We start from the raw sequence: 25,335 nt of genomic DNA, 5'->3' as shown, positions 1-25,335 counted from the left end.
TCGCGCGGCCACGAGGCCGAGCATCACGCAGCCTTGTGACCGGCAACAACCGTGTCCAGCAACGCGGGCTGAATGGACCCTGGAACGAAGTCGAGCAAATAGTCTGCGGCCTTGCTCGCCTGCGAGGCGGCACGCACGATGGCCCGATTGTCTTCGCGCAGGACTTCGAGCCAGGAGCCGATATAGTCGGCGTGGCGCACGGTCGGGACGATCCCGAGCGACGCGCAGCTGAACGCGGAGCTCAACTCAGCGACCAGTTCTTCGAAGGCATATTTCTTCGTACCGTAGGATCCACTCTGGTCGCGCTTAAGGCGCGAGGGATGCCCAGTGGCATGACCGAGTTCATGCAGTGCCGTGCGGTGCCAGTTGATGGGCTCGAAATAGGCCTGCGGCGGCGGGACCTGAACATAGTCTTCGGTTGTTGCATAGAATGCGCGATCTCCACCGATCCGGAACGGAATTCCGCTAGCCTTGATCAGGGCGTCGACCGTGGGTTCGATGAGGCCAGCGGACGGCGGCGGCGCGGCGGCCGCGATACCATCGGGCAGTTCCCGACACTGATCGGTGTTGAAAACGGTAAATCGTTTGAGGAATGGAATTGCCTGCGCGTCTTCGCCGGTCTCAGCGGCGCGTCGCTTTTCGTCATTCGGCACGAAACGATCAGCGTAGACAACAGTGGTGCCACGCTCTCCCTTGCGAACATGGCCGCCAAGCGAGAGCGCCTGACGGAAGGTGAGCCAAGTTTGACCGCTAAATCCGCGTTCGATTGCCGCTTGCCAAAGGAGGAGGATGTTGACGCCGCTGTATTGCCGGGTCGTCAATGCGTTTTTCGGCATGGCCAGCGGCGCGTTCGCCGCGGCCGTACCCCAGGGCTGAACCCATGGGACGCGCCCGGCCTCAAGCTCGGCAATGATTTTATCGGTGATTTCGTTATAGAGGTTTGCCCGGTCCTGGCCGTCGCGCGCGCACGCAGTAGGGTTTGACATCGCGGGTCTCCGCGACGGGCGCCGCGAGCCTCTCTCGCAGCTTGTAACCCGTCACGGAAAAACCCAGCCTGCACTCTTACTCTCAGCCCCTTCATCTCCCTGGGCCGCAGGCCCGATCAAGCGTGCGCCAGAGGCGCATCGCTTCAACGGAAAATGGCACCCGGAGAGCGTGAGCATAGCGACCCGAAGGGGCACGCGGGTCCGAGTGCAGCGACGAGACCGGTTCAATAGCGGCACCCGGGAACGGGGCAGTGATAGCGATCGCCGCAGGCGAGCCCCTTGCCCGAGTGCCCCCGGCGAGGAACACCAAAGCTCTAGCGCGAGGGATCGAAGCCGCAAGGTGTGCGCCGTTGTGGCGTGAAGAAGAAGGGAGTGTTCGAAAGAATGGAGCCTGCTGGTTGGGCTCTTACTTACCCGGCTTACCGGTGTCGGAAACGACTGAGACCTCGAAAGAGGAACGGGACCAGAGCATGCCGGGAAACGTCTCGAAATCGGGCGCCGCAGCCCGGTGGAGAGCACAGAGTAAGGTGTGCATGGTGAAAGCTGTATTGCCTGAATCCCAGTTTCCAGTCGCCAAAGGGCTGGCAGTAGCGAACGCGGCTGACACGCTACGCCGCGCGGGGCGGATCGCACCGGCCAGTGCGAATTGCCACCAGTCCGCGTGGGACGACCACCATCCGTGGGTCAAGGAGACGAATGGGACACCTAAACACACCGCGACTCCCCACACACGTAACTACGGGATCGCCTACAACAGGTTCTTTCGAGGACCTGTATGGCGACGGAGCCGTCATAGTACCCAAATGCCCGGCGTAATGGCCGGGACAGCCGCCGCGAGGCGGACGATCATGCGTATAAGGCCGGGCGACCGGACCGAAAGCGCCTCCGATCGGGGAAGGACGATGCCGCGAATAACGGCATGTGCAGTATGCGTAGAAGAGATTCTTCGACGGAAAGGTTCTGCTGATGCAGGCCGTTACCATCCAGAGAAGAATTGAATCACTGCCGACTTTGTCGCGGTCGGGTAAGCGCGTAAATGGCCTTCACCGCCTGATGAGATGTCCGCATCTCTTCGAGTGGGCCTACGAAAAGGTCTCCCGCAACAAGGGAGCCCTGACGCCTGGTGTAGATGGCAAGACCTTCGACGGCATGTCGCTGGAGAAGCTCGCCGACATCGCCAGGCGCGTGGCAGATGGCACTTATCGCTTCCGGCCGGTCCGGCGGGTTTATATCCCGAAGGACAACGGCAAGACACGACCGCTGGGTATCCCCACGGTGGAAGACCGGCTCGTTCAGGAGGCGGTCAGGATTCTACTCGAAGCGATCTATGAACCTGTGTTCCTCAATGAATCACATGGGTTCCGCCCGGGGCGATCCTGTCATACCGCACTCAAGCTCATCAAGAAGAGTTGGACGGGCTGCAAGTGGCTGGTCGAAGTGGATGTGCGTGGGTTCTTCGACAACATCGACCATGACATCCTGCTTGGGCTTCTAAGGAAGCGGATCGATGACGATAGGTTCATCGGTCTGATCGAAGGAATGCTCAAAGCAGGCTACATGGAAGATTGGGTCTACGGACGCACTTACAGTGGCACGCCGCAGGGCGGCGTTGTCTCGCCCTTGCTCGCCAACATCTATCTGCACGAGCTGGACCAGCACATGCAGATGATGAAGGCGAACTTCGACAAAGGCTGTGAGCGACGTCCATTCCCGCGCTACGTGGCGCTGGAACGGCGCGTCCTCAGTCTCCGCCGGAAGATTGAACGGCTCCGTGCCGCAGGCGCGGATCGGGCCGAGATCGATGCTGCATTTGCGGAGATCAAAGCCATCAATAAGGAGAGACGGAAAGTGCCTTCCGTCGATCCGATGGACCCCAACTTCAAAAGGCTCCGCTACTGTCGCTATGCCGACGACTTCCTCATCGGCGTGATCGGGAGCAAGCGGGAAGCGTGTGAGATCATGGCCTGCGTCGAACGATTCATGACGGAGACCTTGAAGCTCGCCGTGTCGCCCGAGAAAAGTGGGGTTCACGCCGCTTCAAAGGGAGTGACCTTCTTGAGCTATCGCGTCTCGACATACACATCCTACGGGGCTGGACGAAAATCCAGCCGCAAAGGACCGGCTGGACGGACATGGCGTGTGATGCGTCGGCCGACCACCGGCAATGTCAGCCTGCGGGTGCCGCGCAAGGAAGTCACCAAGTTCTGCAAGCAACACGGCTATGGCGATCTCGCCAAGAAGACCGGCAGTCCGCGCGAGCAGTTCCTGGTAACCAGCGACGTTGCAACCGTCCTCGCCTATAACTCAGAGTTCCGTGGGTTTGCGAACTACCATTCGTTTGCCGACGACATCAAGAGCGCCTTGGGATTGCTGGAGCTTGTCGTGTTCCGCAGTCTTGTGAAGACGCTGGCGATGCGACATCGGACGACGAGAGCAAAAACCATGGCGCGGCTGTGGAAAGGCACGGACTACGAGGTTAGCTCCGTGGTCCGTGGTAAGCTTCGCAGCATCAAGCTGTGGAGACTGAAGCATCTCACCCGAGCCTACTGGACAAGTCCGACTATCGACAACGTCACGGCAGGTGCGTGGTGGGTCAAACGCCCAAATGATCTGATCGATCGACTTAACGCCCGCAAATGCGAAGCGTGCAGCGATACGACAGGACCATTCGAGATGCATCATCTCCGCCGCCTAGGTGACCTGCGAAGCGGATCGCTGACGGTCTGGAAACGGTCCGGTTGGCGGCGCAAGACCATTGTCCTGTGCCCGTCATGCCGTGCAGCCGTCTCCGGTCGAGAGCATGCGCGTACGGAAAGCCGTGTGCATTGAAAAGTGCCCGCACGGTTTGGGGGGAGGCGTAGGGATATCCTCTTCGAGGTGTCCCGCGCCTACCCTACCGAGACGCTGCGCGGCTCGGTTCACGAGAGCCCGGTGCGGCGACAGCCGCACTCGCAAAACGGATAAGGTGTCTGAAGTATCGGAAAACGGTTTCTTTAGTTCGTTCTCGCCCACCCTGGCACCTGGCCGGCTGGAAAATGCGGGCTTCGAAGGACCACGAGATCCCACGATGCGGAATCCCAGTCGTGTGTTAGCGATGGGGAACGTCTGCGGGACTAAACGATTCGTCTCAGCGAGGGTGATTCTTTCAATGCTGATGACCAAGCAGAGACGGCCGGCGATCCGCACCCTGCGCGGTTGGGCGATCAACGTGCTGCACGAAGCCGGCGCCATCCGCGAGTGCGAGGAGCATGGCTGGATGCAGGACCGCGCCGATCCGCATGCCCGAGAGCGGGCCTTCGACATCGCCCGTCGAGACCTGCCGGAAGGCGTATCCCGTCAGACAGCGGAGGCCGCGGTTCGCGACGTTCTGGACTCGATCGGTGATACCTGCCCTGAATGCCCCTCCGACTAGAAGGATCGCCGCCACCCTCGGACGCCAGCCCGTCGCTCCGACTCAGCGGCCCAGCCGTTTCTCCACACGCTTGCGCGAAGTGCCGACCTTTTTGACTGCTTTTTTCACCGCGCGTGCCGACTTTCCTGTCTTCTTCGCCTCGTACCGCACTTCGTAGTCTTGTCCACCGGCCACCAGCGTCCGGTCCTGTTTTCGTCCGCGCGCCGTCTTGCTCTTCTTCGCTACCGCCATCGGTGCCTCCTGCGTGACATCGAAGAAAACGCGACAAGGATTCGCAGGTTCCGGAACGATTCGAACTCCGCCAATTTGAATCGGCTGTAGCGTGGAGTTCTTTAGTGGCGTTTCAGCGTAAAAGGCCGGCGGCTATCGATGTCAAGGCGCTTCTCCCCGGCTTCATCGAACCGGCCCCGGCCACCTCGAGCGATAAGGTGCCGTCCATGCATTACGCAACACGCTCTGAAGGATTGGCCCTTGAATGAGCAGGACGTCGACCCTGCCCAAACGCCTACAGCCAATGCTTGCTACGCTCACCGACGCGCCGTTCGATGACCGCGGCTGGGTTTTCGAGGATAAATACGATGGCTTCCGGATGATCGCGGAAATCCTCCGGGGCAAGGTTGCGCTTGACAGCCGCAATGGCAAGATCATCAGCCGTAGCTATATCGAGGTCGCCAAAGCGCTGGAGGGCGTGAAGGGGGACGCCGTGATCGACGGCGAGCTCGTCGCGATCGGAAAGGACGGCGTCTCGCATTTTCAGCTGCTGCAAAACGCGCTGCGTCATGAAGCGAAGCTCCTGTATTGCGCCTTCGATCTCATGTTTCAGAACGCAGAGGACCTGCGCAAACGGCCTCTTTTCGAGCGCAAGGAGCGGCTGAAAGCGATCCTGCCACGTCACCGGCTGATCGCCTTCAGCCGTCACCGCAAAGCGAACGGCACGAAATTTTTCGCCGAGGCCGAGGGTCTGGAAGGCATCATGGCGAAGCGCGCCGACAGCGCGTATGCCTCCGGAAGCCGGACGGCGGATTGGCTGAAGATCAAGACATCAAAGCGGCAGGAAGTGGTGATCGTGGGCTTCACAGCGCCGAGCGCACGAGGCCATACTTCGGCGCCCTAGTCCTCGCCGTGCGGGAAGACAACGCATGGCGGTATATCGGTCATGTCGGCACGGGCTTCAGCCATAAGGTTCTGGCAGACCTCCATGCCAGGCTCGTGAAGCTGGCGACCCCTAAATCACCCTTCCTCGCCAAAGTGAAGGACGAGGCCGCCACGACCTGGGTCAGGCCCTCGTTGGTTGCCGAGGTCAAATTTGCGGAGTGGACGAGCAAGGGCGAACTGCGCCAGCCCGTCTACCTTGGGCTCAGGTCCGACAAGCGGGCGAAGGAGGTCGTGCGCGAGCGAGAACGTCCGCGCAAATAGCGCTTCCCTCCGGGCGTAACCCGGCAAACGGAAGGATTGACGCACTCGCCTCCTCCAGCCCTCCGCAGTGGGCAGTCAGTCGCCTCCAAGGTCGTGGATTTCTGGTCGCACGCCGTCAGGCGTGAGTTCGAGCGTCGCAAGCGTGATCGGCAGCTTGAAACGCCGGGGTCCAGCGCTGCCGGGATTCAGATAGAGAACGCCACCGACCGTGTCGATCTTCGGCAGGTGGGAATGCCCGGAGACGATGACGTCGATGCCGGCGCCGGGGTCAGCCTTCAGGGTCTTCAAGTCGTGCAGAACGTAGATCGACTTTCCCGCCAGGCGCACAAGGTTCGTGTCGGGGTAGTCGCGAGCCCATTCGCCACTGTCCACGTTTCCACGAATGGCCGTGACGGGGGCGATTCGGCGAAGCGCGTCGACGATCTCGGGGCGCCCGATGTCGCCGGCATGGATGATGTGATCGACGCCCGTCAGGCCTCGTTCCGCCTCGGTCCTCAACAGACCGTGCGTGTCCGAAATGATTCCAATCCTGAACATCATTTCCCGGCACTCTCGACTGCGATCGCCAAAAGACGATCGAGGAACTCTACCTGAGCGGAGAGCAGCTTGGTCCGCGCGAGCTCGATATCAAACCATTCCGCGCGGTCGACTTCGGGAAAGCTCTGCTGTCGACCGCTTCGGGGCGGCCATTCGATATCGAACGTATTGCTGGTCAGCGCTGCCGGATCAAAGTGGCCCTTGCCGGCGAATGCGATGACCCGCTTCCCACCTCGCTGTCGGACTTCCCCCAGCGCCTTAAGTGGGCCTATCGAAGCGCTCGGGCCGAGTTCTTCGGCAAACTCGCGTCGAGCGACATTCTCCGGAGCATCATTGGCCTCGATTTCGCCCTTTGGAATGGACCATGCGCCATCATCCTTCTTACGCCAGAACGGACCGCCGGGGTGAACGAGCAGAACCTCGAGCCCCCGAGCGCCCTTGCGGTATGCGAGAATGCCCGCGCTCAAGGTCGATCTCCTGGAAGTCTTTTTCACCGCAGCCATATCGCTCCTACTTTGCAGAGCAATCGAGAGCCGGCGAGCCGCCGTCCCGCCATGCCGGACCGCGCTCCCCGAGCGCCTGCTTAGCCTCGTCCTCGGTCCTATGCACCGTTACTTCGGCCTCGCGGTCGGCCGCCTTCCTGGCGCGCACACCGACCCGCCGGGCCGCCATTAGACGGCCGACGAGATGATCTCGCGTAACCTCGTCGAGATGGGATTTGCCATTCGCCAGAGCCTGCCGCAGACGACGAAGTGGTGATCGTCCGGCGTCACCGGATGCTTCGCGACACCTAAGCCGACTTCCGCTGCGGCTTGGCCGCCGGCTTCTTCGCCGCGGTCTCTTTCGCCGGCTTCTTGCCTGCGATCGGCATCAGCATTTCCTTCTGCCCGGCCGCCGCCTTGCGCGGCTTTTTTCCTGATTTCTTGGGTGCCTCTGTCGCGGACGCGGCCTCTCTTCCGATGCTCTTTCGCAGCGCGTCCATCAGGTCCACCACGTTCTCCCCGCGGGGACGCGCTTTCGCGGTAATGGGCTTGCCGGCGCGCTTCTGGTTGATGAGATCGATGAGGGCCGTTTCGTACTGGTCTTCGAACTTGTCCGGCTCGAAATGGCCCGCCTTCTGATTGACGATGTGTTTGGCTAGATCGAGCATGTCCTTGGTAACTTTGACATCCTGGATGTCGTCGAAATACTCATCAGCTGATCGCACTTCGTAGGGGTAGCGCAACAGCGTTCCCATCAGGCCCTTGTCGAGCGGCTCGAGCGCGATGATGTGCTCGCGATTGGTCAACACCACACGGCCGATCGCGACCTTGTTCATCTCGCGGATGGTTTCCCTGATAACGGCGAAGGCATCGTGCCCGACTTTACCGTCAGGACGCAGGTAGTAGGGGCGAATGAGATATCGCGGATCGATCTCGCTGCGGTCGACAAACTCGTCGATCTCGATGGTGCGCGTCGATTCCAGCGCAACGTTCTCGAGCTCCTCCTTGGTCACCTCGATGAAGGTATCAGTATCAACCTTGTAGCCCTTGACGATATCCTCGTTGTCGACCTCCTCGCCGGTGTCGGCGTCCACCTTGGCGTACTTGATGCGGTGGCCGGTCTTCCGGTTGAGCTGGTTGAACGAGACCTTTTCGGATTCCGAGGTGGCCGGATAGAGCGCGACCGGACAGGTGACGAGGGAAAGACGCAGGAAGCCTTTCCAGTTGGGGGGCCATGCCGGGGGAACTCCGATACTAATACCGGATTCAAGACGTACGATCCGGCTTGGTTCCGACATCGGGACCCGTCCCATATGAGGATTTTTCTCAGCGCCTGCCTACGGCGGACTCGACATTTGTTCGTGTTATGTTCTAATTCGGCATGACCGACCGACCCGCGAGCTGGCGCATGCCGACCCCGAAGCAGATGGAAAAACTGGCCGTTGATGCCGCCCGTAGACAAGCGCCGTCCGCTGCGGGTCCAGATGCTCCCCTCCCGGCCGAATATTGGGAATCGGTGCTCAAGGACCCTCGCGCCGGCGCGACCGTGGCCCAGGCCCGGCAGCGATGCCTTTCGGAAATCAAGGGCCACGTGCTCCGCGTCTCCTGCCGCCGCTGCGAGCGGACCGTGGAAATCCAGACTGCCGATGCCGTCCGCTTGTATGGCGCCAACGCGCTCTGGAAGGACGTGGCGCAGCGGTTGCTCGACAACACCTGCCGGCAGCGCACCGGCAGGCATGAAGAAGACGGGTGCTGGCCAGCGTTCGAGACGCCGTAGTCGCTCTGGATTTGCCGATCCGATCTCGTTGCGCCTGGATGTCCGGATGGCCCCGAAGTATCACCCTACGCCCCTGTCGGGCGGCGATCGCAAGGCTCTGGCGAAAGAGCTCGGCAAGGCACGCGCGATGGCTAGCATGCTGGCGACCCAATCGGCGGAGATGCGGGCCAAAGGCGAGGCGATGATCCAGCAGGCCGACAGGCTGCTTTGCGAAAGGTGGAACGAGCGGATGTGGAGCGACGGCGAACCGATCGACCCATCCCCGACGATCGATCAGGCCGTGAACGGAGGCTTCCCCTGGCTGGAGATCAGGTGCTCGCGCTGCAAGACGCCCAGCGACGTCGACCTCGCGGCGATGAAGCACCCGCCGACCACCTTCGTGTACGATCTCGCCAGCCGGCTGCGCTGCCGCAGATGCGCCAAGGCGGGCCGGCGTCCATCCGCGACTCTGCTACAGTTGACGTGGCAGCCGCGCCACCCTCGAACCGAATCCTGACCAATGTGCTGGTGTGGACGGCCTCTCAATCCCCACGGTTCTATGGCGCTGTCAGCGTCACAGCTAGATGAGAGGAAAGTCTGATGAATCTTCCTGTTCGCATCGGTATGGACACTTCCAAGTCGGTTTTCCAGCTTCATGGTGTTGATGATAATGAGGTGGTGGTGGTCCGCCGCCAGTTCCGGCGAGCCGAGATGATCCGCTACTTCGAGCGGCTTCCACCGGTTCTCGTCGCCATCGAGTCCTGCGGCAGCTCGCATCATTGGGCGCGCCTGCTGCAGTCGTTCGGTCACGAGGTGAAGCTGATCCCCCCTCAGTACGTGAAGGCTTACGTGAAGCGCGGCAAGAACGACGCGGCCGATGCCGAAGCGCTGTGCGAGGCGGTCACCCGGCCGAGTATGCGGTTTGTACCGGTCAAATCGAAGGAACGGCAAGCGGCCTGCATGTTAATGACTGTGCGGGAACGCCTGGTCAGCATGAAGTCGCAGCTTTCCAATGCTTTCAGGAGCTATGCGGCTGAATTCGGCATCGTCGGCCCCGCCGGTCGGCAGAATGTCGCGCAACTTATCAAACGGGTACTCGAGGATGACAGCTTGCCGGAAATGGCAAAGGATCTCTTCCGACTCCAAGCAGAGGAATATGCCGCGGTCGAAGCCCGCCTGGCAAAGATCGAAGCCAAGCTGATGAGGTGGCACCGCGACGATGATGTCAGCAGGCGGATCGCGACGATTCCCGGCGTCGGTCCGATTGGGTCGTCCATGCTAAGCATGAAAGCGCCGCCGCCAGAGACCTTCAGATCGGGTCGCGACTTTGCGGCGTGGCTCGGGCTGACACCTAAGGATCATTCAACTGGCGGCCGGCAAAGGCTCGGCGGCATTACAAAGGCTGGAGATTCTATACTGCGATCGACGTTGATCGTCGGTGCGACCGCACTGCTGAGGCATATTCGAAAGGGCCGTCATAGGCCCACACCATGGCTCGCTTCGCTGCTGGAGCGAAAGCCGCCAAAGTTGGTCGCGGTGGCCTTGGCCAACAAGTTTGCCCGCATCGCTTGGCGCTTGATGATATCGGGCGGCGTGTACAAGCAGCCGGTAGCCGTCATGCCGACTTGATCTGAAATCGGCCCGCGAGCAGGTCGCTCGGCGGATTGCCCACGAACTTGCAGGACGCAGTAGATGGAAGGACCGATCGGTCGATACGCGCGAGCTTCCGAAGATTACACTGGCAACAAGAATGTCGCCCATGTGCTTGGAGCGCGCGTAGCGAACACCATCTCGGCCAGCGGGCGTTGTCCGCGCAAACAGGCCGGACATCTGATAGCAAGCGATCTGGCCAAAAGTCTGCTACAATCCTGACAAGTGGGGGGCCGTCCACATCTGCAATCTTTATTCGATCACGACCAACCAAGCCGCGATCAGCGCGCTGTTCCGCGTCGTGAATCGATACGTTGGAAATCTGGCGCCGATGCCGGGGGTGTTTCCGGACTATCAGGCACCGATCGTGCGCAACGGAGCCGAGGGCCGCGAACTCGCTACGGCGCGATGGGGAATGCCGTCGTCATCGAAGGCGCTGATGGACGCCACCAAGAAACGAGCCGAGAAGCTTCAGGCCAAGGGCAAGGCTGTGGATTTCAAGGAATTGTTCAGAATGGAGCCGGATGGCGGCACGACCAACATCCGCAACGTGACGAGCAAGCACTGGACTCGATGGCTCGGCGTCGAAAATCGCTGCGTGGTGCCGTTCATCTCCTTCAGCGAATTCAACAAGGCCGAGGGCGGCGATATTTGGTTTGCGCTCGACGAGACCCGCCCCCTCGCCTGCTTCGCCGGCATCTGGACCAACTGGACGTCCGTCCGGAAGGTCAAGGAAGGTGAGACGACCAACGACCTCTACGCGTTCCTCACGACGGAGCCGAATGCCGAGGTCCGCGCCATCCACCCCAAAGCGATGCCTGTGATCCTAACGGCGCCGGATGAGGTAGAGACCTGGATGACGGCTCCTCCGGACGAGGCCCTGAAGCTGCAGCGGCCTCTACCGGATGAGACACTTCGGATCGTCACTCGCGGCGTCAAGGAAGACCTAACAGGGCCAACGACGTGACCGACGAGACTGACTACCGACGGCGCCAGCACCGCATCGGCGAAGATCATCCATGTCGATATGGACGCCTTCTACGCATCCGCGGAGCAGCGCGACTAATCAACAAGACAGCCAGGTTGCGTTCCGATCGTGATTCCCCCGGCAGATGCGACGCTACTTTCGCTCATGACGAAAGAAGCCTCCCGCCCGCGAGAATTGGGGGTATCGGATCGAGTTCCTCCTGCTCCAACATTTTTGCTTGCTCACCGCGAAGCCAAAGCGCTAATTGTCCGATTTCGCCTGAGCGCATAGCGAGTTTCTCGAGACCTTTCTGCGATTGCAGCGGTGACCCGAAGTCCCGCGCGAGTTTTGGCTCCATCTGATGCAGTTGAAGACGAGTTCCGAACGCATCTTCGAGATGGGCGGCAATTCTCAAACCACCTGCATCGATATCACCCCAATGGTACAGTGGGGTTTCCGGCGCCAGGAGAAGAGCGTGCCGAACGAGATGCACCATGCTCGACAAGACATCGCGCGCCGGAAATCCATCAGTCAGGAGTGCGAGATAGTTTCCATCGATTTCCGTGCTGTAGCGCCAAAAGCTGGTCGGATTCTCGACAGTCATCACGTAGTCGACGCCGTGAGCCAAAGAAGCTTGCCGAACCGAGAGCCATGGAAGGCCAATAAACGCATCTCCAGTACCATGGATATTCAGCGCGTCGGAAGAGAGCCGAAGCGGACCCTTGACCTGCAGGAGATGGGCTCGACGCGCGACGCCACTCGCTTCCAGAACCTCGCGCGGCTCTTCACCGGCCAGGCTCGGATCGCGACGCCGGAGCAACTGGGCGACGCGTCCTTCCACGCGTTCCAGGGCCTTGCTGTCTTTTACGATTCGGCGAGAAAAAGTCCGGTGATCGATATCGCGGCCCGACAGGTTCACGATGCCATGCACAAGACGGATAATCGTGAGGAACGTGTTGATCTCGCCCACCGAGAGCCCGAGAAAGGTCTTGTTGCTTTTCCAGGCTGCAATCGCCTCCTGCTCGATGTCTTGGAAGAAGGCATCGGCCAGGATCTCCGGGATGGCGGATAGTATCGCCTGATGCGCGGTCTCAGCGGTCGCTGTTGCGGGCGCTCTGACCAGGAATCGATAAAGCTGGTCAGGATCGACGAGGCGCACCCGCGCGAACTCGCCGGTGAAGCGTCCAAGTCGATCCTGCTCGAGCGCGATACCGCCCGCTCGTTCCGCATCCCGCAGCACACGATGAAATTCGTCCTGCGCGGCGGGACCCCCGACCAAGGTGTAGTCGATCGTCCGCGTGATGTCGCGTGAGCGAGCCAGCGGCGCCTCAAAGCGGTCGAGCAGCCGATTCAGCACTGTCTCCGCGGTGTATTGATTATTCCGCGGCATGCCTCCGCTCCTCGCGGACACGATCTTCGAAGAAGCTTCGCGGCTGATGCATCGGATTCTCTTTGCGCAAGAGAGCGTGAGCCTCGTGATGGAAGTGCTGCGGAGTCACCTGGATCGCGCGACCAACCTTGATAATCGAAATCAATGTATCGAACGTCTCTTGATAGAGAGCCTGGTGCGTTTTTGGCGCGGCCATGATGAGCTGCAAGCCCAGCTGATCGTAGAACCGGATGATCTTGTAGATATTGTCGGGATCGAGCTTCTCGAATGCCTCGTCCATCAGCATGAGCGCCGATTGAGGCGGCGCCTCGCGACTGCCTCCGAGGTGATTGAAGTAGGCTGACGCGGCCGCGACGCCAAGGCAGATATAGAACGGGACGAACTTCTGTCCTCCGCTGGCCTTGCCGCGGCGCTGCTCGAGGTCGGAGATCCTGCGGTAGCCCTGCTGCGGATCGCAGATATCGATGCTGAAACGAAAGTAACTCCGATAGTCCGCAAGCTCGCGAATTCGGCGGCGATTCTGGGCATCGTCGCCATTCTCGATCGTCAGCATGTCGATCAACTCTTTGATCTTCACCTGATCAGGATCGTTCGGATCCGGATTGCTCTGCATCAGAGCGGTGGCCTTCGGCGCCACGATGTCGAGCCGATCGATCAGGTAGCGGATGGTCTCCTTGTCCTGATCACGCTCCTGGCGGATCTGATAAACTTCCCCCATGAAGACGCTGCCGCGCAACGCCCGGTTCAGATCGTCCTTAATGCGGTCAACCGCATCAATGTTGCCGCTAAGGCGGCTCAGGAAGTCGTGCACCATTGTCTCAACCAGGGCGGCGACAGCTTTATCAATCTGACCCTTGAAGTTACGCAAAATGGTTTGGGTGAGCTCGCGATGCCTCGAGTCGATCCAGTCGTAAAGAGTGGTCGTCTGTTCGGTCGCGACAAACTGCGTCCACTCGAAGTGCGGATGCTGGTCCGGATTTGCCTGAACATAGTCCTGGATCGCGGCGTTCAGCCTCGCTACCCGCTGGGCCGGTGCCCTGTCCTTGAGAAGGCCCTCAAAGTGATTGCGGACATGCGCGGGATGCCCGCGTGTGGCGCGCTCCTGCACATAGGCAGCGCGAGCGCGCCGGGCGAACGCCTCTAGGCCAATCGCGGGATCGTGCCGCTGCCAGCGCCGGTCGAATGGCGGGAACGCCTCGCAGGCACGTTCGGCGGCCTTCTTGCGTTCATCCGCGTTTGTCTTCATCGCGCCCTTTCGTTGCCCGATGGCGTCGATGAGCTCGTCTTCCTTCCCCTCCTCTTCGTCTCTTTCCTTTTTGTATTGAACGAGCATTTGCTCGACCTCGCGCTTTTCCTCCATGACCCCTTGCGGCAACTCGGCCTCGAGGTCGCGAATGAGGACGACCTGGCGCTCGCTCTCGCGATCCGCGGATTCGATTGTCTCAAGCAGCTGGGCCGCCGCGCCGCGATTGGTCACGAGAATCGTCTCTGCGCGTTTGATGGCCTCAAGGACAGCGAATGATCGGCGTTCATTGTCCCGCGCGGTCTGCAACTTTGTCTCGAGCTCGCGTTGCTGTTCGCTGAGCTGGGCGATCTGCTGCTCGCGGACCGATTGTCCCAGGCGCGGAATCTGCTTGAGCTGGCGATACTCGATGCCGCGGCCATGGGCGTACTTGCCGTCGGCTGATGCGGCGAGATCGCCCTTGCGGATATCATTGGCGGAACGCGCGCGAATGATACGGCCGAGCCGCACGTTGAGGAACGCGCGCGCATATGAGTTATCGGCAACCACCGCCTCGGCCAACGTACCGGAGCGGACACTCTGGTCCTGGGCCAGCACATTCTCCGACTGAATCAGCTTGGCTCTGGTCGATTTATAGTGGCTGTCGAAATGGCGGTAGGCCTGGTCCATGAAACGCGGCTCGATGATGAGGGCATCGGCCCAGTCGCCGAGGATCGATTCGATGATGGCGCGCCATTCGGCAAACGCAGGAGCGATGTCGGCGACTTCCGAAAGACTTCGCGCCGGCACACGCATCTTCGCCATATCGGCCAGGAAGTCCTGCGTGTCGTTCGACATGTAGGTGCCGCCCGACCGCAGCTTCTTCAATATGCGATCGCCCTCGTCAAATTCCTTCGTCAAGCTCGCCTTGGCCGAGGCGGCGTTCTGATGGCGCTCGTCGAGCACGGCCCGGACATCGGAAAGCTGCGGCACAGCGGACACGAGCGCCGCGATCTGCTTGGGAGATTTCGGCCAAGCGGCATCGTGGACGCCGACCAGGTCGGACGTCAGCCTCGAAGCAAAATCTGTGATTTTGGCAAGACCGGTGGGAAAGGCGGGGCTGTGCGTAGCTTCGCGCAAGGCGTTGAGCGCATCGAAGATCGGCTTAGCCTCGATGACACCCGCCTTGCGGATGGCGTCCTGGGTGTTCCTCTCAGCCTGCGCTTTCTTGATCTGCTCAAAGGCCGGTGTTCCGTCGATCTGGTCCTTAATGGCGTCCAGTCGGCGCCGGATCTGCTCGATCCCTTCGGCGAGCGTCTGTTGATAGGATCTCGTGCTATCGAGCTTCTCCTGCATCTCGGCGATCTCTTGGCGCTGCTTGGCAATGAAGGCACCATAACGATCGTATTCCGCGCGCTGAGCACCGTAATTCCACATGCGCGTGTTGAATTGATCCTCCATCACGCGCTCGCATGCCGCTCGGATTGTCTCGACCGTCCTGATCTCCGCCTCGACGCGCTCGATGGTCTTCTGCATGTCGCGCCATGTGTTGTAGCGCGCCTGAAATGTCTCGATCTCGATCGGGAGGTCGTCAAGCAGGAAGCGCTTGACGAAGTCGGTGACGCTCGTGATCTGCGCGATGTCAAAGGACAGCGCCTGGCGCAGCGCGGCCCGCGCACGATCGGGATCAAGTTGGGTCCCGCGGGCATTCGCGTTGATGATCGCGTAAAGCTCCCGCAAAAAGGCCTGATTTTTCTGGCGCTGGAATGTCTTGACCTCTCGTCCCTTGCGGCGCTGTTCATCCAGGAAGGTCGGCCACGCCTTCTCCTCAAAGCCCCTGGGTTTCGGATGGATGAAATCTGCGAAACCAAGTATCTCGCCCTCCAGGATGAAGAGGCCGAGGACGTTCTCTTCACTGAGAGATGCCTTGGCCTCGAGACAGACGCCTGCGGTGCAGCGACGCGATCCGTCGACAGCCTCGAAGCCGAGAGCGATATATGTAAGGCAAGCGTCGCGCTGATAGCCTTCACCGTCGTCGAGCAGGCCAAGACAGGCCTCGCGCACGGTTCTGGTGCTACGCCCTCCCTCGGAAACGCGGCTGTTGAGATCGAGGTAACGCCGGTTCATGCCCGTCATGACGATCTGGATCGCGTCGAGCAGAACGGATTTGCCCGATCCGTTGCCACCGAGAAAGACTGCATTGCCGCGCCCGGAAATGGGGAAGTCCTGGGCATAGAGATAGAAATTGACGGCGGCGATGTTGCACAACACGAAGGCCGGAATCATGATGGTGAGCTCTCCGTCGCGCTATCGGAGGCATCGTCTGCGGCATCATCCTCGTGATAGACAGGTTCAGCGGCCCGCACCGGCTGACCGGCCCATACCTCGATGCGAGCCAGGAAAGAATCGTCGACGACCTCGGTGATTGTGGGGCGGATGTGGATGTCGGCGGACACTTGCAGCGAATGATTCTGGTCGAACGTGACCAAACCCTTGCGCTTGAATGTCGTGAGAATCGATCGCAATTCGCCCGGCTTGAGGGTCCGGGACCCCATGGAGGAAAAGACGGTCTGGATCTCCTCTTCTTCGACGAGGATCTGCGCGCTCGAGTCGACGAAATAGCCCTTCTCGGCGCCTTCGTTGTAAAGCATGCGAAGGCAGAGGAGGACGATGGTTTCCTGTGTCGGTACCCGCGCATTGCCATAGGCGACCGGGCTGACGAATCCGGCATAGCCCCAGGTGTCATTGAAGACGAAGCTGAACCCGAAGCTCGCGAACAGGTCTTTGAAATAGTCGAGGTTGCTCGCGATACGGTCGAAATGCGCAGCTCCGCCGAAATCACCGCGGGAGACGAACTGCCGATGCAGGAGGCGGTTGGCCGTCTCAGTGAGCTGCTCAGCGCTGAAGTTAGGGTCCTGGGCGGCTTGCCTTGTCGCCCACCGCGAGAAGTAGGTCATGCTTTGCCTTGTCTGCGGCGCACGAGCACGCCGGGGCCGGAAACAAATCTGTTTGTGGCCCGAGCGGCGCTCGTGCGCACTTCGAATTCGGGGTTCGATGCAAGCGCACCGGACCGTGCTTCGTAGAGGATGGCGATGTCACGGGCCGATTCCGGCTCGAACTGGTCGAGATCGAAGAAGCTGCCGTCATCCGGCACCAGCCTCCGCATACGTTCGGCGACGGCGCGGGGAGTAACGTCCATGGCGGCGACATAGGCGTCGATCATCTGCTCACGCTTGACGTCCGCCGGATCGACCGTCTTCGACTCGCGCGTCTGCGGTTCGACCGGCTCGCGCGCTTTCTTCGCCAGAGCCAGGGTGGCGTTCGCATAAGGAACCGGGATTTCAACTAGTGGCGTGACGCATTCGTCGTTGCCGGCGCTCCAGTGGGCAAACGCGAGGCGGATCGCGTCCCGCAATCTCTCCTCGCGCACGTTGCGCGCCGTCTCCTGGTATCGCACCGTTGTGGCAATCCGGCGCTCGAGCCGATGCGAAAAGCGGTCGATCACGTCCAGCTTTTCTCCGAGACCGGCGAACACAGCACGGATGCGCATGAGATCCTGGATGATCTGGGTTTCGGCTGCGGCGATGTCGGCGACCATGCCCTGATCCGCAAGCGCAACGGCGGCTCGCGCAATCTGGCCCTCATCGTTGATGAACAGATCGGTGTTCGTCAGGATACTGCGCTGGAAGCGCATCGGATTATAGGCGGACGCCTTCAGCGCGCGGTAGTTCTCCAGTAGTATCTTCTCGACAAAGCGTTCCATGAATTTGGCCAGAAGGTCAGCGAGGCCTTCGGACCGCATCAGGTTTTTTTCGATCCGATGGAGGGACGTCAGGACACCGTCGATCGAACGCCGCAACTGCACCGCTTGTCGGCGCGCACTGGCAATGTTCATGACCTTGGCCACGGGATCCTGATAGGCGGCGAAGATGCCGCTGTCGATCAGGCTGGCCTCGGCTGAGATGTCGACCTTGAGTTCCTCCTTAAGCGTGATCAGCGAGGAAAGCAGAGCGTGGGCCTCGCGGGGCATGTAGACCTCGGCGGCCTTTCGGTTCGCCACTTCCATGATCCAGCCGTCGTCCCGCAATCGCGCATAGATAACGTACTCGGCAATCTCGCTGGTCGAGCTCGGCTCGTCTTCGTCAGAAACGCTCCGGAAATCGGGGTTCTCGAGGACCTGGCGAATGACCTGCAGCACCTCGGATTTCTTCGGCGCGAAAGCAAAATCGTCGAAGAACTGCTCAAAAATGGCTTCCAGGATCGCTACGTTGCGAACGTGCGCCGGCGACGACAGCTGGCGAAACAACGTGTGCGGAATGACATCAAGAAAGCTCATTCTACCCTTTCATCGCGGGGAACCGTGTGTAAAATAAGTTAGCACAAATCAAACAAACCGACGACTGGACCTATGCCCCGCCCGCAAAAATATACCGATTCCGAAATTGTGGCGGCTGCGCAAGCATTGATTGCACGGGGCGAAGAAATCAATCCGATGCGCGTCCGGATGCGGCTGGGAGGGGGAAATGTCAAACGGATCAAGACGGTCCTTGCCGGGATGCCCTGGCGGCCGCCGCAAGGTCCTGCGCTTGCCGGACGCCTACCACCCGCATTGAAACGTGAGTTGCTGCACCTCACGGCCGAAGCCTCCCAGGAAATCCTGCTTCTTCTCGCCAAGTATTGGGCAGGCGTGCCCGCGGCATCAACCAATACGATTGGCGAAGAGAACGCTGGTCCTCGGACCCACATCACCGATCTGGACAAAAGCAGGCTCGTGCTGTCGGAGAAGCTTGCGCTCGCCCAAAGCAAGCGGGAGGAGACGGAACGCTGCATGAAGCAGGTTGCGACCGAGAGGGACGATTTGGCCCGGAACTTTGGCTCCCTGCAGTCGGCCCTACGCAATGCGGAAGCCGACTTTCGCGCTGCACAACGGACAATCGAAACCTTCGAGCGCCATCGGCGCGAGGATCGGGAGCAAATTCGGGACCTTCACAAGCGGATAGAAGAGATGATCGGCGAGATCGCACAGCTGAAGACGAAAGCGAGTGGCGCCCCGCAACGGAAACGGCCGCGTGGCGCTGGATCCTAGCGGATCACGCGTCAGCTGCGCTCTTGGGTTTTGCCTCATGCGTTCGCCTTGGCGAACGGAAGCGTCAAAGCGGCCGTGTAGGAACGGCCACGGCCGCCGTCGAAATCGAACTCGTAGAGCCGGACATGACCGAGCGCCGTCTGGCGCTGGCCGAGAAAGAACGTGAAGGCGTTGGGCGCGGCGATGAATAGATGGGTCATGCCGATCCCGTCGGCCTTCACGGCCCGAACCGCGCTGGTCGCAGAGTCAGCGAGTTCGAAAGCGTGGCGCCCACAGGTAACGGATTGTGCGCCCGATCCAGAATTCGGCTTCAAGATCAAAAGCCGTCCGACATTTGGAAGCGCGGTTTCGCAGTAGCGGCGCGCGTCGGCCGAAACGTCATGGGTCAGGCCAAGCGCGACGGCGAGATCCGGCTGATCGCCCCTCAGCTCCACCGTTTCCGCGACGAGGGCCGGCCAGCTCGGATCGGAAATTACGTCATCGGCCGACCAGAGCCGGCGGCCGGTGCTACGCTGCTCAAGCTCGACCTGGCGGCCCGACTTGATGTTGATGATGGAGCCGGCGGCGAAGGCCAGCGTGACGTGGGCGTCAAGCGCAAGCCGCAGGCGCGGCTGGTCCTTGGCAGCAGCGAGCAGAAAGCCTCGCAGCGCGGGATAGAGCTTCGTTTCCCAGTCGGCGTCGCTGCGGATATATCGCTCGTCAAAGGACGGGATCATGTCCAGCACGGCATGACAACGCTCCTCGAGGCGATCGAAGGCGTGCTCGAAGGATTTGACGCCGAAGACCCGCGGTCCGCCTCGCGCCGCGCCCAGCAGATCTTCCCGGGCGCAGACGGCGCGGAAGCCAGCGCGGTCGAATTCGAGCCGCCCTTGCGCCATCCACTGGAAGACGACATCGTCATAGGGGAACGCGCTCTGGTTGGCGGGAATGCGCTGCAGGCCGACATAGGCAAACAACAGGTCAAGCTGATCGCGCAGCCCATCGAGAGTGTCGGTCGCCTCGCCAAAGGCGAGCGTGCGCGCCAGCAGCCGAAGCTCGGCTTCATCGATGCCGAGATGCTCGCGCCAAGCCTTGCGCACGGCGCCGGCCTTGCTGTTGTCGGTCACCGAGCCATATAGCCGCTCGAGCCGCATCGCACCGGAGCGGGTGCCGACCATTTCGCGCAGCGGGTCGTTGCGATCGAGGCGCCAGTTAGTGACCAGTTTGAACCTTACGCCGCTGCCTTGGGGTGCATAAGCGAGCTGCGCCTCGCGCGCTCGTTGCAACAACGATCGCGCATTGGCGTTGATAAACTCCGGATCGACCAAATGGGAGTAGCCATAGTTGTCGGGCGTGACATGCCATTTGCACTGCATGTGCTCGCGCCGCAGCGGGTCGCCATATTGGTCGACTGCGCTGCGCGCGGCATCATATTCGACCCAGATGTCGTCAAAGCTTTTCGGTCCCGTCTCGAAGCCCACACGCACGACTGGGCTCTCCGGGTCAAGCAGACGCGCTGCGTGATACCAGAACAGCCGCGCCTGGAAGGTGTCTCCATCGCGCCTGACGGTTACGGCCTGCGTCATGCTCTCACCTCGGCAGCTCGCCGTCGCGGAAGGGGGGCGTCGGAACCATCGACCGGGCTATCTCCACCGCGCGCGCACCATCGACCGCCCTGGTCGGATATGCGTCTAGCACGATCGTGGGCAGCAGCCGTTGCGTCAGGTCGGAGAAGGTGAAGCCGTGGTCGCGGCCACCCCGCTGCGGCCCGGTCGCCGAGACCAGGGCGTCGATATGATGGCGGCCGAGGCCGATGGGCTCCAGCCGGCTGGACAACACGAAACGGCGCTGCTCGTCCGCGGGTCGAGCGAAGCTCAGCACGTCGGCCGCGCGGCGACGCACGGCCGGATCGAGCGCATTGAGGCGGTTGGTGCACATCAGGACGGCCGCCGGCAGCTTCGCATTGGCTATCCGGTCGATACCGCGGATGAAGGCGTTCACGCCGGCGCGGTCCTCGTGGTGCATCTGAGCCGCCTCGCGCGACTGCGCCAGCGCGTCGGCCTCATCGACCAACAGGATCACGGCCCCGCGCGAGCGGCCAGACGCCGATTTGAGCTTGGTCGCCTCCGCCACCGTGTAGTCGAACGCGGCCGAGAGCAGCTGCGTCATCTCGCCGACCCGGCCCTGGCCGCGGGTGGACAGGCTGAGCGGCAGCAGCGTGATGTCGATCTTCTCCTGTCGCGCCACCGCATCTCCGATCGTCTCGGCAAGCTCCGTCTTGCCTGAGCCGACGTCGCCGGCGAGCACGACCAGTGGCGGGCGCCGCAGCACCGCGTCGAGCAAAGCCTGGGCACCCGGATGATGCTTCTTCGCCCAGTCGGCGAGGCCACTCGGATTGACGAGCAGGCCGAGGATCTTCGCAAGCCGGTTCTTCTGCTCGTCGAGCCCGACCAGCCGGGCGAGACGCGCCTGCGGATCGATGTCGGGATAGGTGATACGGCGCTCGAACAGCTCATCGAGGGTCGGCTTGGTGTTCATCAGAAACTCCTGACGATGGCGCGATCGAGAGCTCTGCCCCCGGACGAATAGGTGCGGTCGCTTGCGAGATAACCCGAGACGCCCGGCTCGGCTGCGCCGCTGCGCGAGATCGGCAATGTCGCCTCGAACAAGTCGCGCTGGGTCTGCGTGAGCTGGTGCCACGCCGCGCTGTAGGTGAGATAGCTTTTGAACGTTGCGCCGCTGACGTCCGCGTTATGCCGGATGCGGCCGGGATCGTCGTCGTTGGCGGCCGCGCCAGCGAGATCCCGCGCGGTATAGCGCAGTGTCGGCTCGACCCACTTGCCGTCCTTCTGGAAGCCGTAGGTGACGGTGCCGAGATAGCCAGCCTTGATCAGCTCGGTCGCCTCCGCCTCGAATTCGGCGATGCTCTTGTCGGAAGGGCTGCCGTAGAAGCGCTGCATGCGCTTCAGATCGGTCGCGACCTTGGCGGCCATGTGCCGCGCGTGGGTGACCGTGAAGGTCGTGCTTTCGGTGAAGCTGTAGCTGTAGGACATTTTGACCTCACGCCTGGAAGGAGGAGCCGAAGACCTTCTGCCAATAGGCGACGGTCAGTTGCTTGTTGGGGGCGGCAAGCGCCGCATCGACCGCATCGCCGGCGTCAAGCGCGGCATCGACGATCGCCCCCGCGTTCGCCGTCGTGTAGAGGCGGGCGACGTTGTTGGTGGCGTTCACGGGGTCGATGATCTGCACCGTGTCGGTGAATGCGCCGACCGAGGAGGCCGGATAGTAATCACTGAAGACGATTTTCGAGCGCATGTCGGTGCGGGCGACATAAGTGAAGAAATGCTGGAGCGCCTCCGGATAGTCGGCGAAATCCAGGCCATCATCGCAGAGCTTGGCCAAGATCATCTCGATCATGAAGGATTTGAAGCGGAAGCCGTCCCGCTCCTGCTTCATGCGCCGCGCCCAGAACTTCACCAGCCGGACGACTTGCGCGAAATGCTTCTCCTGGGCGCGCTTCCGCTTGGCGGCGAAATCCAGATGCAGCGGAATGCTCGTCTTCAGGAATGAGCCGTCGTCCTGGCTGACGAGATTGCCGTACCATTTGGGGTCGCCGTCATAGAGGATCGGCACGACGTCGACATCGAGGCCCGTCCCCCGGAAGGAGACGGTGACGGAATAGGTCTGCGGCTGGACCTGGTCGGGGTTGAAGTTGGGGAAGGCCTTGCGCAGTCGCTCGGCGAGATAGTTGAGCAGCGCCTGCACGTCCTTCGGCGCGTCGGCGCCGCTGATGTAGCAGGCGATGTCGATGTCGTTGAGGGACCGAAGCGCCGTGCCTTTCGCCAGGCTGCCCGAGAGAAGCATCTTCTTCAGCGTGAAGTCCGGATGCTCGGACAGATAACCTTCGAGCTTCTCGCGAAGCCGCCGGGCTTGAGCCCGGTACTCATCCGCCGTCTCTTTGGGCAGGTTCACCTTGTCCTGCGCAAAGGTGGCGATCTCGTCATGGCCGACGTGTTGCCGTCCCATATCCTGCTCCATTTTGGCCGGCGGCCCAGGGGCGGCGGCGTTGAGACCAGGATATAATAGCCAAATTTTAGCTATTCAAGGGGTGAAAATACAGCTATTTCGCATTGACAAAATCCATTGATTCTCTATATGCTGCGCACAACGACGGAGGATGAGATGACGGCGAAGCGAACGATGACGCTGAACCTCACCGACGCCGAGATGCGGGTTCTGGACGAATTGTCGGCCCGGAAGGACATCACCAAGACTGCCGTGCTCCGGCAGGCCTTGCGCCTCTATCAAACGATCGATGCTCGGGTCGAAAAGGGCGAAAAGCTCTTGTTCGAGAACGACGCGACGAAGGAGAAGGCGGAGTTGATGCTTCTATGACGGTCGATGTCTCGAAAATCTATCTTCTCGATGTCGCGACCGGTGCAGATGTCGAAGCCGAGCTGCGCGATGCAATCGAGCAGGCGCAGCTCGACGACTGGCAGACAAAGTGGCGACCAGCCCTCTTGACCATACTTCAGGAGCTTGTGCGCAAGGGCGTACCGTTCGATCAGTGGCCGCAAAGCTGGCACTGGGATTGGAGCAAGAAGACGGCCCGCGTGCAGGGACTGCTGGCCTTCCGCGGATTCAGCATTGTCGCGCTCGGCGAGACGCAAGGCATGGCACAGGTCGATCTGACAAAGGCGGCACGGGAGGCCAACCAGCGCGGCAAGCCGCTCGTTTATCTCGATTACCTCGAGGTCGCTCCCTGGAACCGGCCAGACCTCGGGAACGCTCCGCGCCTGCGCGGCGTCGGTTCAGCCCTGATCACGGCAGCAGTCGCGCTCAGCGAGGACGAGGGCTTCAAGGGACGTCTGGGGCTGCATTCGCTGCCCCAAGCGGATAACTTCTACCGCAAGATCGGGATGACCGATCTGGGGCAGGATGCAGCGTACCAGAATTTAAGATATTTCGAGATGACTAGCGAGCAAGCTCGCGCGTTCTTCGAAAAGGAGGAGAACGATGAAACTTGAACGAAGCAAAGAGTGGTGGATGGCTCGGGCACGTCGTGAAGGCGATGCCGTCATCGGCGCCGGCTTGCTCGCGTTCGACCCGGTGCCGGAGGAGCGGCCGGCCACCACCGCACAGACTGCTGCCGTCGAGGAAACCCGCATCGCGTTCGGCAAATTCGTGAACTTGATGCGACGTCGCCGCGGCTTTTCGATGGAACGGCTGGCCGAGGTCGCCGACCTTGACGCCAGCGAGCTCCTCGTGATCGAGGACGACGTCCACTATGTTCCGGAGCCACGAACGGTCTTCAAACTGGCGCAGACCTTCGAGGTGTCGCAGCGGCGCTTGATGCAGCTCGCAGGTCTCGCCGCGGCGAATGATGCCGGCTTCCGGCGAGAAGCTGTGCGATTTGCTGCGCGCTCCGAGGCCGTGCACAAGCTCACGCCGGAAGAGAATTCCGCACTTGAAGCGTTCGTCGCTGTCTTGAGCGAGCAGGATCCCAAACGAGTGAAGTGAAAAACGTCAGCCTCAAAGATCGGACGATCGCCGACATCGACGGACAGGTTGACAAGGTCCTGCGGGGCCTTGGCAACCCCGAGCCGCCGGTCGATCTGCGCCTGGTTCGGGACCTGTTGAAGCTAGACCGCGGCTATTACTCGACCACCGACGACAGTCTTCTGCGCGAAACCTTCTCGCGGATGAAGGTCGCCGGCCTTCAAGTTCTATTGCGCCCGACCATCCTGCGCGATGCGGTCAAGAGTCTCAGCCTGAAAGCGCTCTATCTGCCCGACCAGAAGCGGATCCTGCTCGACCGGGATCTACCCATCCTCAAGCACCGCTGGAACGAGGCCCACGAGATCGGCCACGACATGATCCCTTGGCACATCGGCATGATGTTAGGCGACACCGAGCAGACGCTCACGCCCGCATGTCATCAGATCATGGAGGCGGAGGCGAACTACGCCGCCGGCCAGCTGCTTTTTCTCGCGCGCCGCTTTGTGGAAGAGGCTACGGCTTCGGTTCCGAGCCTTGCCTACGTCAAGAGCCTGAGCAAGGGGTTCGGCAACACCATGACCTCCACGCTCTGGCGCTTTGTCGAAGAAGGCCATGGCGGCCGGCCAATCGTAGCTCTCGTCACCGGGCATCCTCATCGCTCACGCCGCAAGGCCGATTTCGATGCTGCGAACCCATGCCGATATTGCGTTGAATCGCCGCCTTTCCGTCAGCGGTTCGGCACCATGCGCGAGACCGACCTGTTCGCGACGATCGTCGGCTATTGCGGTTCGCAGCGCGGCGGCAGTCTTGGCCGCAGCGAGGTGCTGCTCACGGACCTCAATGGCGATCGGCATGTTTTCGATTTCGAAACGTTCTTCAATCGCCATGAGGCGTTGACCCTGGGCTACTGGCTGCGCCTATACAACGCCCCGGTGCCAGTGCGAGTGTTCTAG

General features: G+C 61.3%; 24 protein-coding genes and 1 pseudogene. 12 read left to right on the top strand and 13 right to left on the bottom strand.

Annotated elements, in window-relative coordinates; genetic code table 11:
- Window positions 1–23 precede the first annotated feature (23 nt).
- Window positions 24–986: a zincin-like metallopeptidase domain-containing protein gene (locus QA642_RS09210; RefSeq protein WP_283084375.1), complete on the bottom strand. Its 963-nt coding sequence runs from the start codon at window positions 984–986 to the stop codon at window positions 24–26.
- 966 nt (window positions 987–1,952) lie between these two features.
- Here QA642_RS09210 and QA642_RS09205 point away from each other — a divergent pair.
- Complete coding sequence (locus QA642_RS09205; protein ID WP_283084374.1) at window positions 1,953–3,815, top strand: reverse transcriptase domain-containing protein; 1,863 nt, start codon at window positions 1,953–1,955, stop codon at window positions 3,813–3,815.
- 319 nt (window positions 3,816–4,134) lie between these two features.
- Window positions 4,135–4,398 (top strand): hypothetical protein, encoded by a 264-nt coding sequence (locus QA642_RS09200; protein ID WP_283084373.1) that lies wholly within the window; start codon window positions 4,135–4,137, stop codon window positions 4,396–4,398.
- Between the two features lie 42 nt (window positions 4,399–4,440).
- Here QA642_RS09200 and QA642_RS09195 read toward each other — a convergent pair whose 3' ends face one another.
- The gene (locus tag QA642_RS09195) at window positions 4,441–4,629 is read right to left on the bottom strand and encodes a DUF3606 domain-containing protein (protein WP_283084372.1); all 189 of its coding nucleotides are present in this window, start codon (window positions 4,627–4,629) and stop codon (window positions 4,441–4,443) included.
- A 244-nt stretch (window positions 4,630–4,873) separates the two neighbouring features.
- On the opposite strand from QA642_RS09195, the pseudogene ligD reads away from it, so the two are divergent.
- A pseudogene (gene ligD / locus QA642_RS09190) lies at window positions 4,874–5,814 on the top strand (non-homologous end-joining DNA ligase).
- A 75-nt stretch (window positions 5,815–5,889) separates the two neighbouring features.
- Here the strand turns inward: ligD and QA642_RS09185 are convergent.
- From QA642_RS09185 to QA642_RS09175, 3 genes are all read right to left on the bottom strand, one after another.
- The gene (locus QA642_RS09185; protein WP_283084371.1) at window positions 5,890–6,354 is read right to left on the bottom strand and encodes a metallophosphoesterase family protein; all 465 of its coding nucleotides are present in this window, start codon (window positions 6,352–6,354) and stop codon (window positions 5,890–5,892) included.
- Entirely contained in the window at window positions 6,351–6,854 is a 504-nt protein-coding gene (locus QA642_RS09180; RefSeq protein WP_283084370.1) for an NUDIX domain-containing protein, read from the bottom strand. The genes QA642_RS09185 and QA642_RS09180 overlap by 4 nt, the downstream gene beginning before the upstream one ends.
- Window positions 6,855–7,141: 287 nt before the next feature.
- A complete protein-coding gene (locus QA642_RS09175; RefSeq protein WP_283084369.1) occupies window positions 7,142–8,131 on the bottom strand; it encodes a Ku protein in 990 nt (329 codons plus the stop codon).
- 83 nt (window positions 8,132–8,214) lie between these two features.
- On the opposite strand from QA642_RS09175, the gene QA642_RS09170 reads away from it, so the two are divergent.
- From QA642_RS09170 to QA642_RS09155, 4 genes are all read left to right on the top strand, one after another.
- Window positions 8,215–8,610: a hypothetical protein gene (locus QA642_RS09170; RefSeq protein WP_283084368.1), complete on the top strand. Its 396-nt coding sequence runs from the start codon at window positions 8,215–8,217 to the stop codon at window positions 8,608–8,610.
- Between the two features lie 46 nt (window positions 8,611–8,656).
- A complete protein-coding gene (locus tag QA642_RS09165; RefSeq protein ID WP_283084367.1) occupies window positions 8,657–9,106 on the top strand; it encodes a hypothetical protein in 450 nt (149 codons plus the stop codon).
- A gap of 83 nt (window positions 9,107–9,189) precedes the next feature.
- Window positions 9,190–10,218, top strand: coding sequence for an IS110 family transposase (locus tag QA642_RS09160; RefSeq protein WP_283084366.1), 1,029 nt, complete (start codon window positions 9,190–9,192; stop codon window positions 10,216–10,218).
- A 262-nt stretch (window positions 10,219–10,480) separates the two neighbouring features.
- Window positions 10,481–11,206 carry an SOS response-associated peptidase family protein gene (locus QA642_RS09155; RefSeq protein WP_283086839.1) on the top strand — a complete coding sequence of 242 codons (726 nt, stop codon included), beginning with the start codon at window positions 10,481–10,483 and terminating at the stop codon, window positions 11,204–11,206.
- Between the two features lie 163 nt (window positions 11,207–11,369).
- On the opposite strand, the gene QA642_RS09150 is transcribed toward QA642_RS09155, so the two are convergent.
- Genes QA642_RS09150 through QA642_RS09135 form a run of 4 tightly spaced genes read right to left on the bottom strand, consistent with a single transcriptional unit; the run spans window position 11,370 to window position 18,154 of the window.
- The gene (locus tag QA642_RS09150) at window positions 11,370–12,596 is read right to left on the bottom strand and encodes a Wadjet anti-phage system protein JetD domain-containing protein (protein WP_283084365.1); all 1,227 of its coding nucleotides are present in this window, start codon (window positions 12,594–12,596) and stop codon (window positions 11,370–11,372) included.
- A complete protein-coding gene (locus QA642_RS09145) occupies window positions 12,583–16,104 on the bottom strand; it encodes an SbcC/MukB-like Walker B domain-containing protein (RefSeq protein ID WP_283084364.1) in 3,522 nt (1,173 codons plus the stop codon). The genes QA642_RS09150 and QA642_RS09145 overlap by 14 nt, the downstream gene beginning before the upstream one ends.
- Window positions 16,101–16,775, bottom strand: a complete 675-nt coding sequence (locus QA642_RS09140) for a DUF4194 domain-containing protein (RefSeq protein WP_283084363.1) — start codon at window positions 16,773–16,775, stop codon at window positions 16,101–16,103. The genes QA642_RS09145 and QA642_RS09140 overlap by 4 nt, the downstream gene beginning before the upstream one ends.
- Window positions 16,772–18,154: a Wadjet anti-phage system protein JetA family protein gene (locus QA642_RS09135; RefSeq protein ID WP_283084362.1), complete on the bottom strand. Its 1,383-nt coding sequence runs from the start codon at window positions 18,152–18,154 to the stop codon at window positions 16,772–16,774. Before QA642_RS09135 ends, QA642_RS09140 begins: the two co-directional genes overlap by 4 nt.
- 72 nt (window positions 18,155–18,226) lie before the next feature.
- Between QA642_RS09135 and QA642_RS09130 the strand changes: the two genes are divergently transcribed.
- The gene (locus tag QA642_RS09130) at window positions 18,227–18,904 is read left to right on the top strand and encodes a hypothetical protein (RefSeq protein ID WP_283084361.1); all 678 of its coding nucleotides are present in this window, start codon (window positions 18,227–18,229) and stop codon (window positions 18,902–18,904) included.
- Between the two features lie 35 nt (window positions 18,905–18,939).
- On the opposite strand, the gene QA642_RS09125 is transcribed toward QA642_RS09130, so the two are convergent.
- Genes QA642_RS09125 through QA642_RS09110 form a run of 4 tightly spaced genes read right to left on the bottom strand, consistent with a single transcriptional unit; the run spans window position 18,940 to window position 22,909 of the window.
- A complete protein-coding gene (locus QA642_RS09125; RefSeq protein WP_283084360.1) occupies window positions 18,940–20,469 on the bottom strand; it encodes an SAVED domain-containing protein in 1,530 nt (509 codons plus the stop codon).
- A 4-nt stretch (window positions 20,470–20,473) separates the two neighbouring features.
- Window positions 20,474–21,421: an AAA family ATPase gene (locus QA642_RS09120; RefSeq protein ID WP_283084359.1), complete on the bottom strand. Its 948-nt coding sequence runs from the start codon at window positions 21,419–21,421 to the stop codon at window positions 20,474–20,476.
- Window positions 21,421–21,936 (bottom strand): hypothetical protein, encoded by a 516-nt coding sequence (locus QA642_RS09115; protein ID WP_283084358.1) that lies wholly within the window; start codon window positions 21,934–21,936, stop codon window positions 21,421–21,423. Before QA642_RS09115 ends, QA642_RS09120 begins: the two co-directional genes overlap by 1 nt.
- A gap of 7 nt (window positions 21,937–21,943) precedes the next feature.
- On the bottom strand, window positions 21,944–22,909 hold the full coding sequence (locus tag QA642_RS09110; RefSeq protein WP_283084357.1) for a CBASS oligonucleotide cyclase: 966 nt from the start codon (window positions 22,907–22,909) through the stop codon (window positions 21,944–21,946).
- A 156-nt stretch (window positions 22,910–23,065) separates the two neighbouring features.
- Here QA642_RS09110 and QA642_RS09105 point away from each other — a divergent pair, with 156 nt between their 5' ends.
- Genes QA642_RS09105 through QA642_RS09090 form a run of 4 tightly spaced genes read left to right on the top strand, consistent with a single transcriptional unit; the run spans window position 23,066 to window position 25,335 of the window.
- Window positions 23,066–23,278: a ribbon-helix-helix protein, CopG family gene (locus QA642_RS09105; protein WP_009734077.1), complete on the top strand. Its 213-nt coding sequence runs from the start codon at window positions 23,066–23,068 to the stop codon at window positions 23,276–23,278.
- On the top strand, window positions 23,275–23,910 hold the full coding sequence (locus QA642_RS09100; protein ID WP_283084356.1) for a GNAT family N-acetyltransferase: 636 nt from the start codon (window positions 23,275–23,277) through the stop codon (window positions 23,908–23,910). Before QA642_RS09105 ends, QA642_RS09100 begins: the two co-directional genes overlap by 4 nt.
- A gap of 19 nt (window positions 23,911–23,929) precedes the next feature.
- The gene (locus QA642_RS09095) at window positions 23,930–24,403 is read left to right on the top strand and encodes a helix-turn-helix transcriptional regulator (RefSeq protein ID WP_283084355.1); all 474 of its coding nucleotides are present in this window, start codon (window positions 23,930–23,932) and stop codon (window positions 24,401–24,403) included.
- Window positions 24,400–25,335: a DUF955 domain-containing protein gene (locus QA642_RS09090; protein ID WP_283084354.1), complete on the top strand. Its 936-nt coding sequence runs from the start codon at window positions 24,400–24,402 to the stop codon at window positions 25,333–25,335. Before QA642_RS09095 ends, QA642_RS09090 begins: the two co-directional genes overlap by 4 nt.

This window comes from Bradyrhizobium sp. CB2312, from assembly GCF_029714425.1.
In the GTDB taxonomy this organism is placed as follows: domain Bacteria; phylum Pseudomonadota; class Alphaproteobacteria; order Rhizobiales; family Xanthobacteraceae; genus Bradyrhizobium.
Note: the sequence above shows the minus strand (reverse complement) of the source record. Positions and strands in the feature narration are given on the sequence as shown.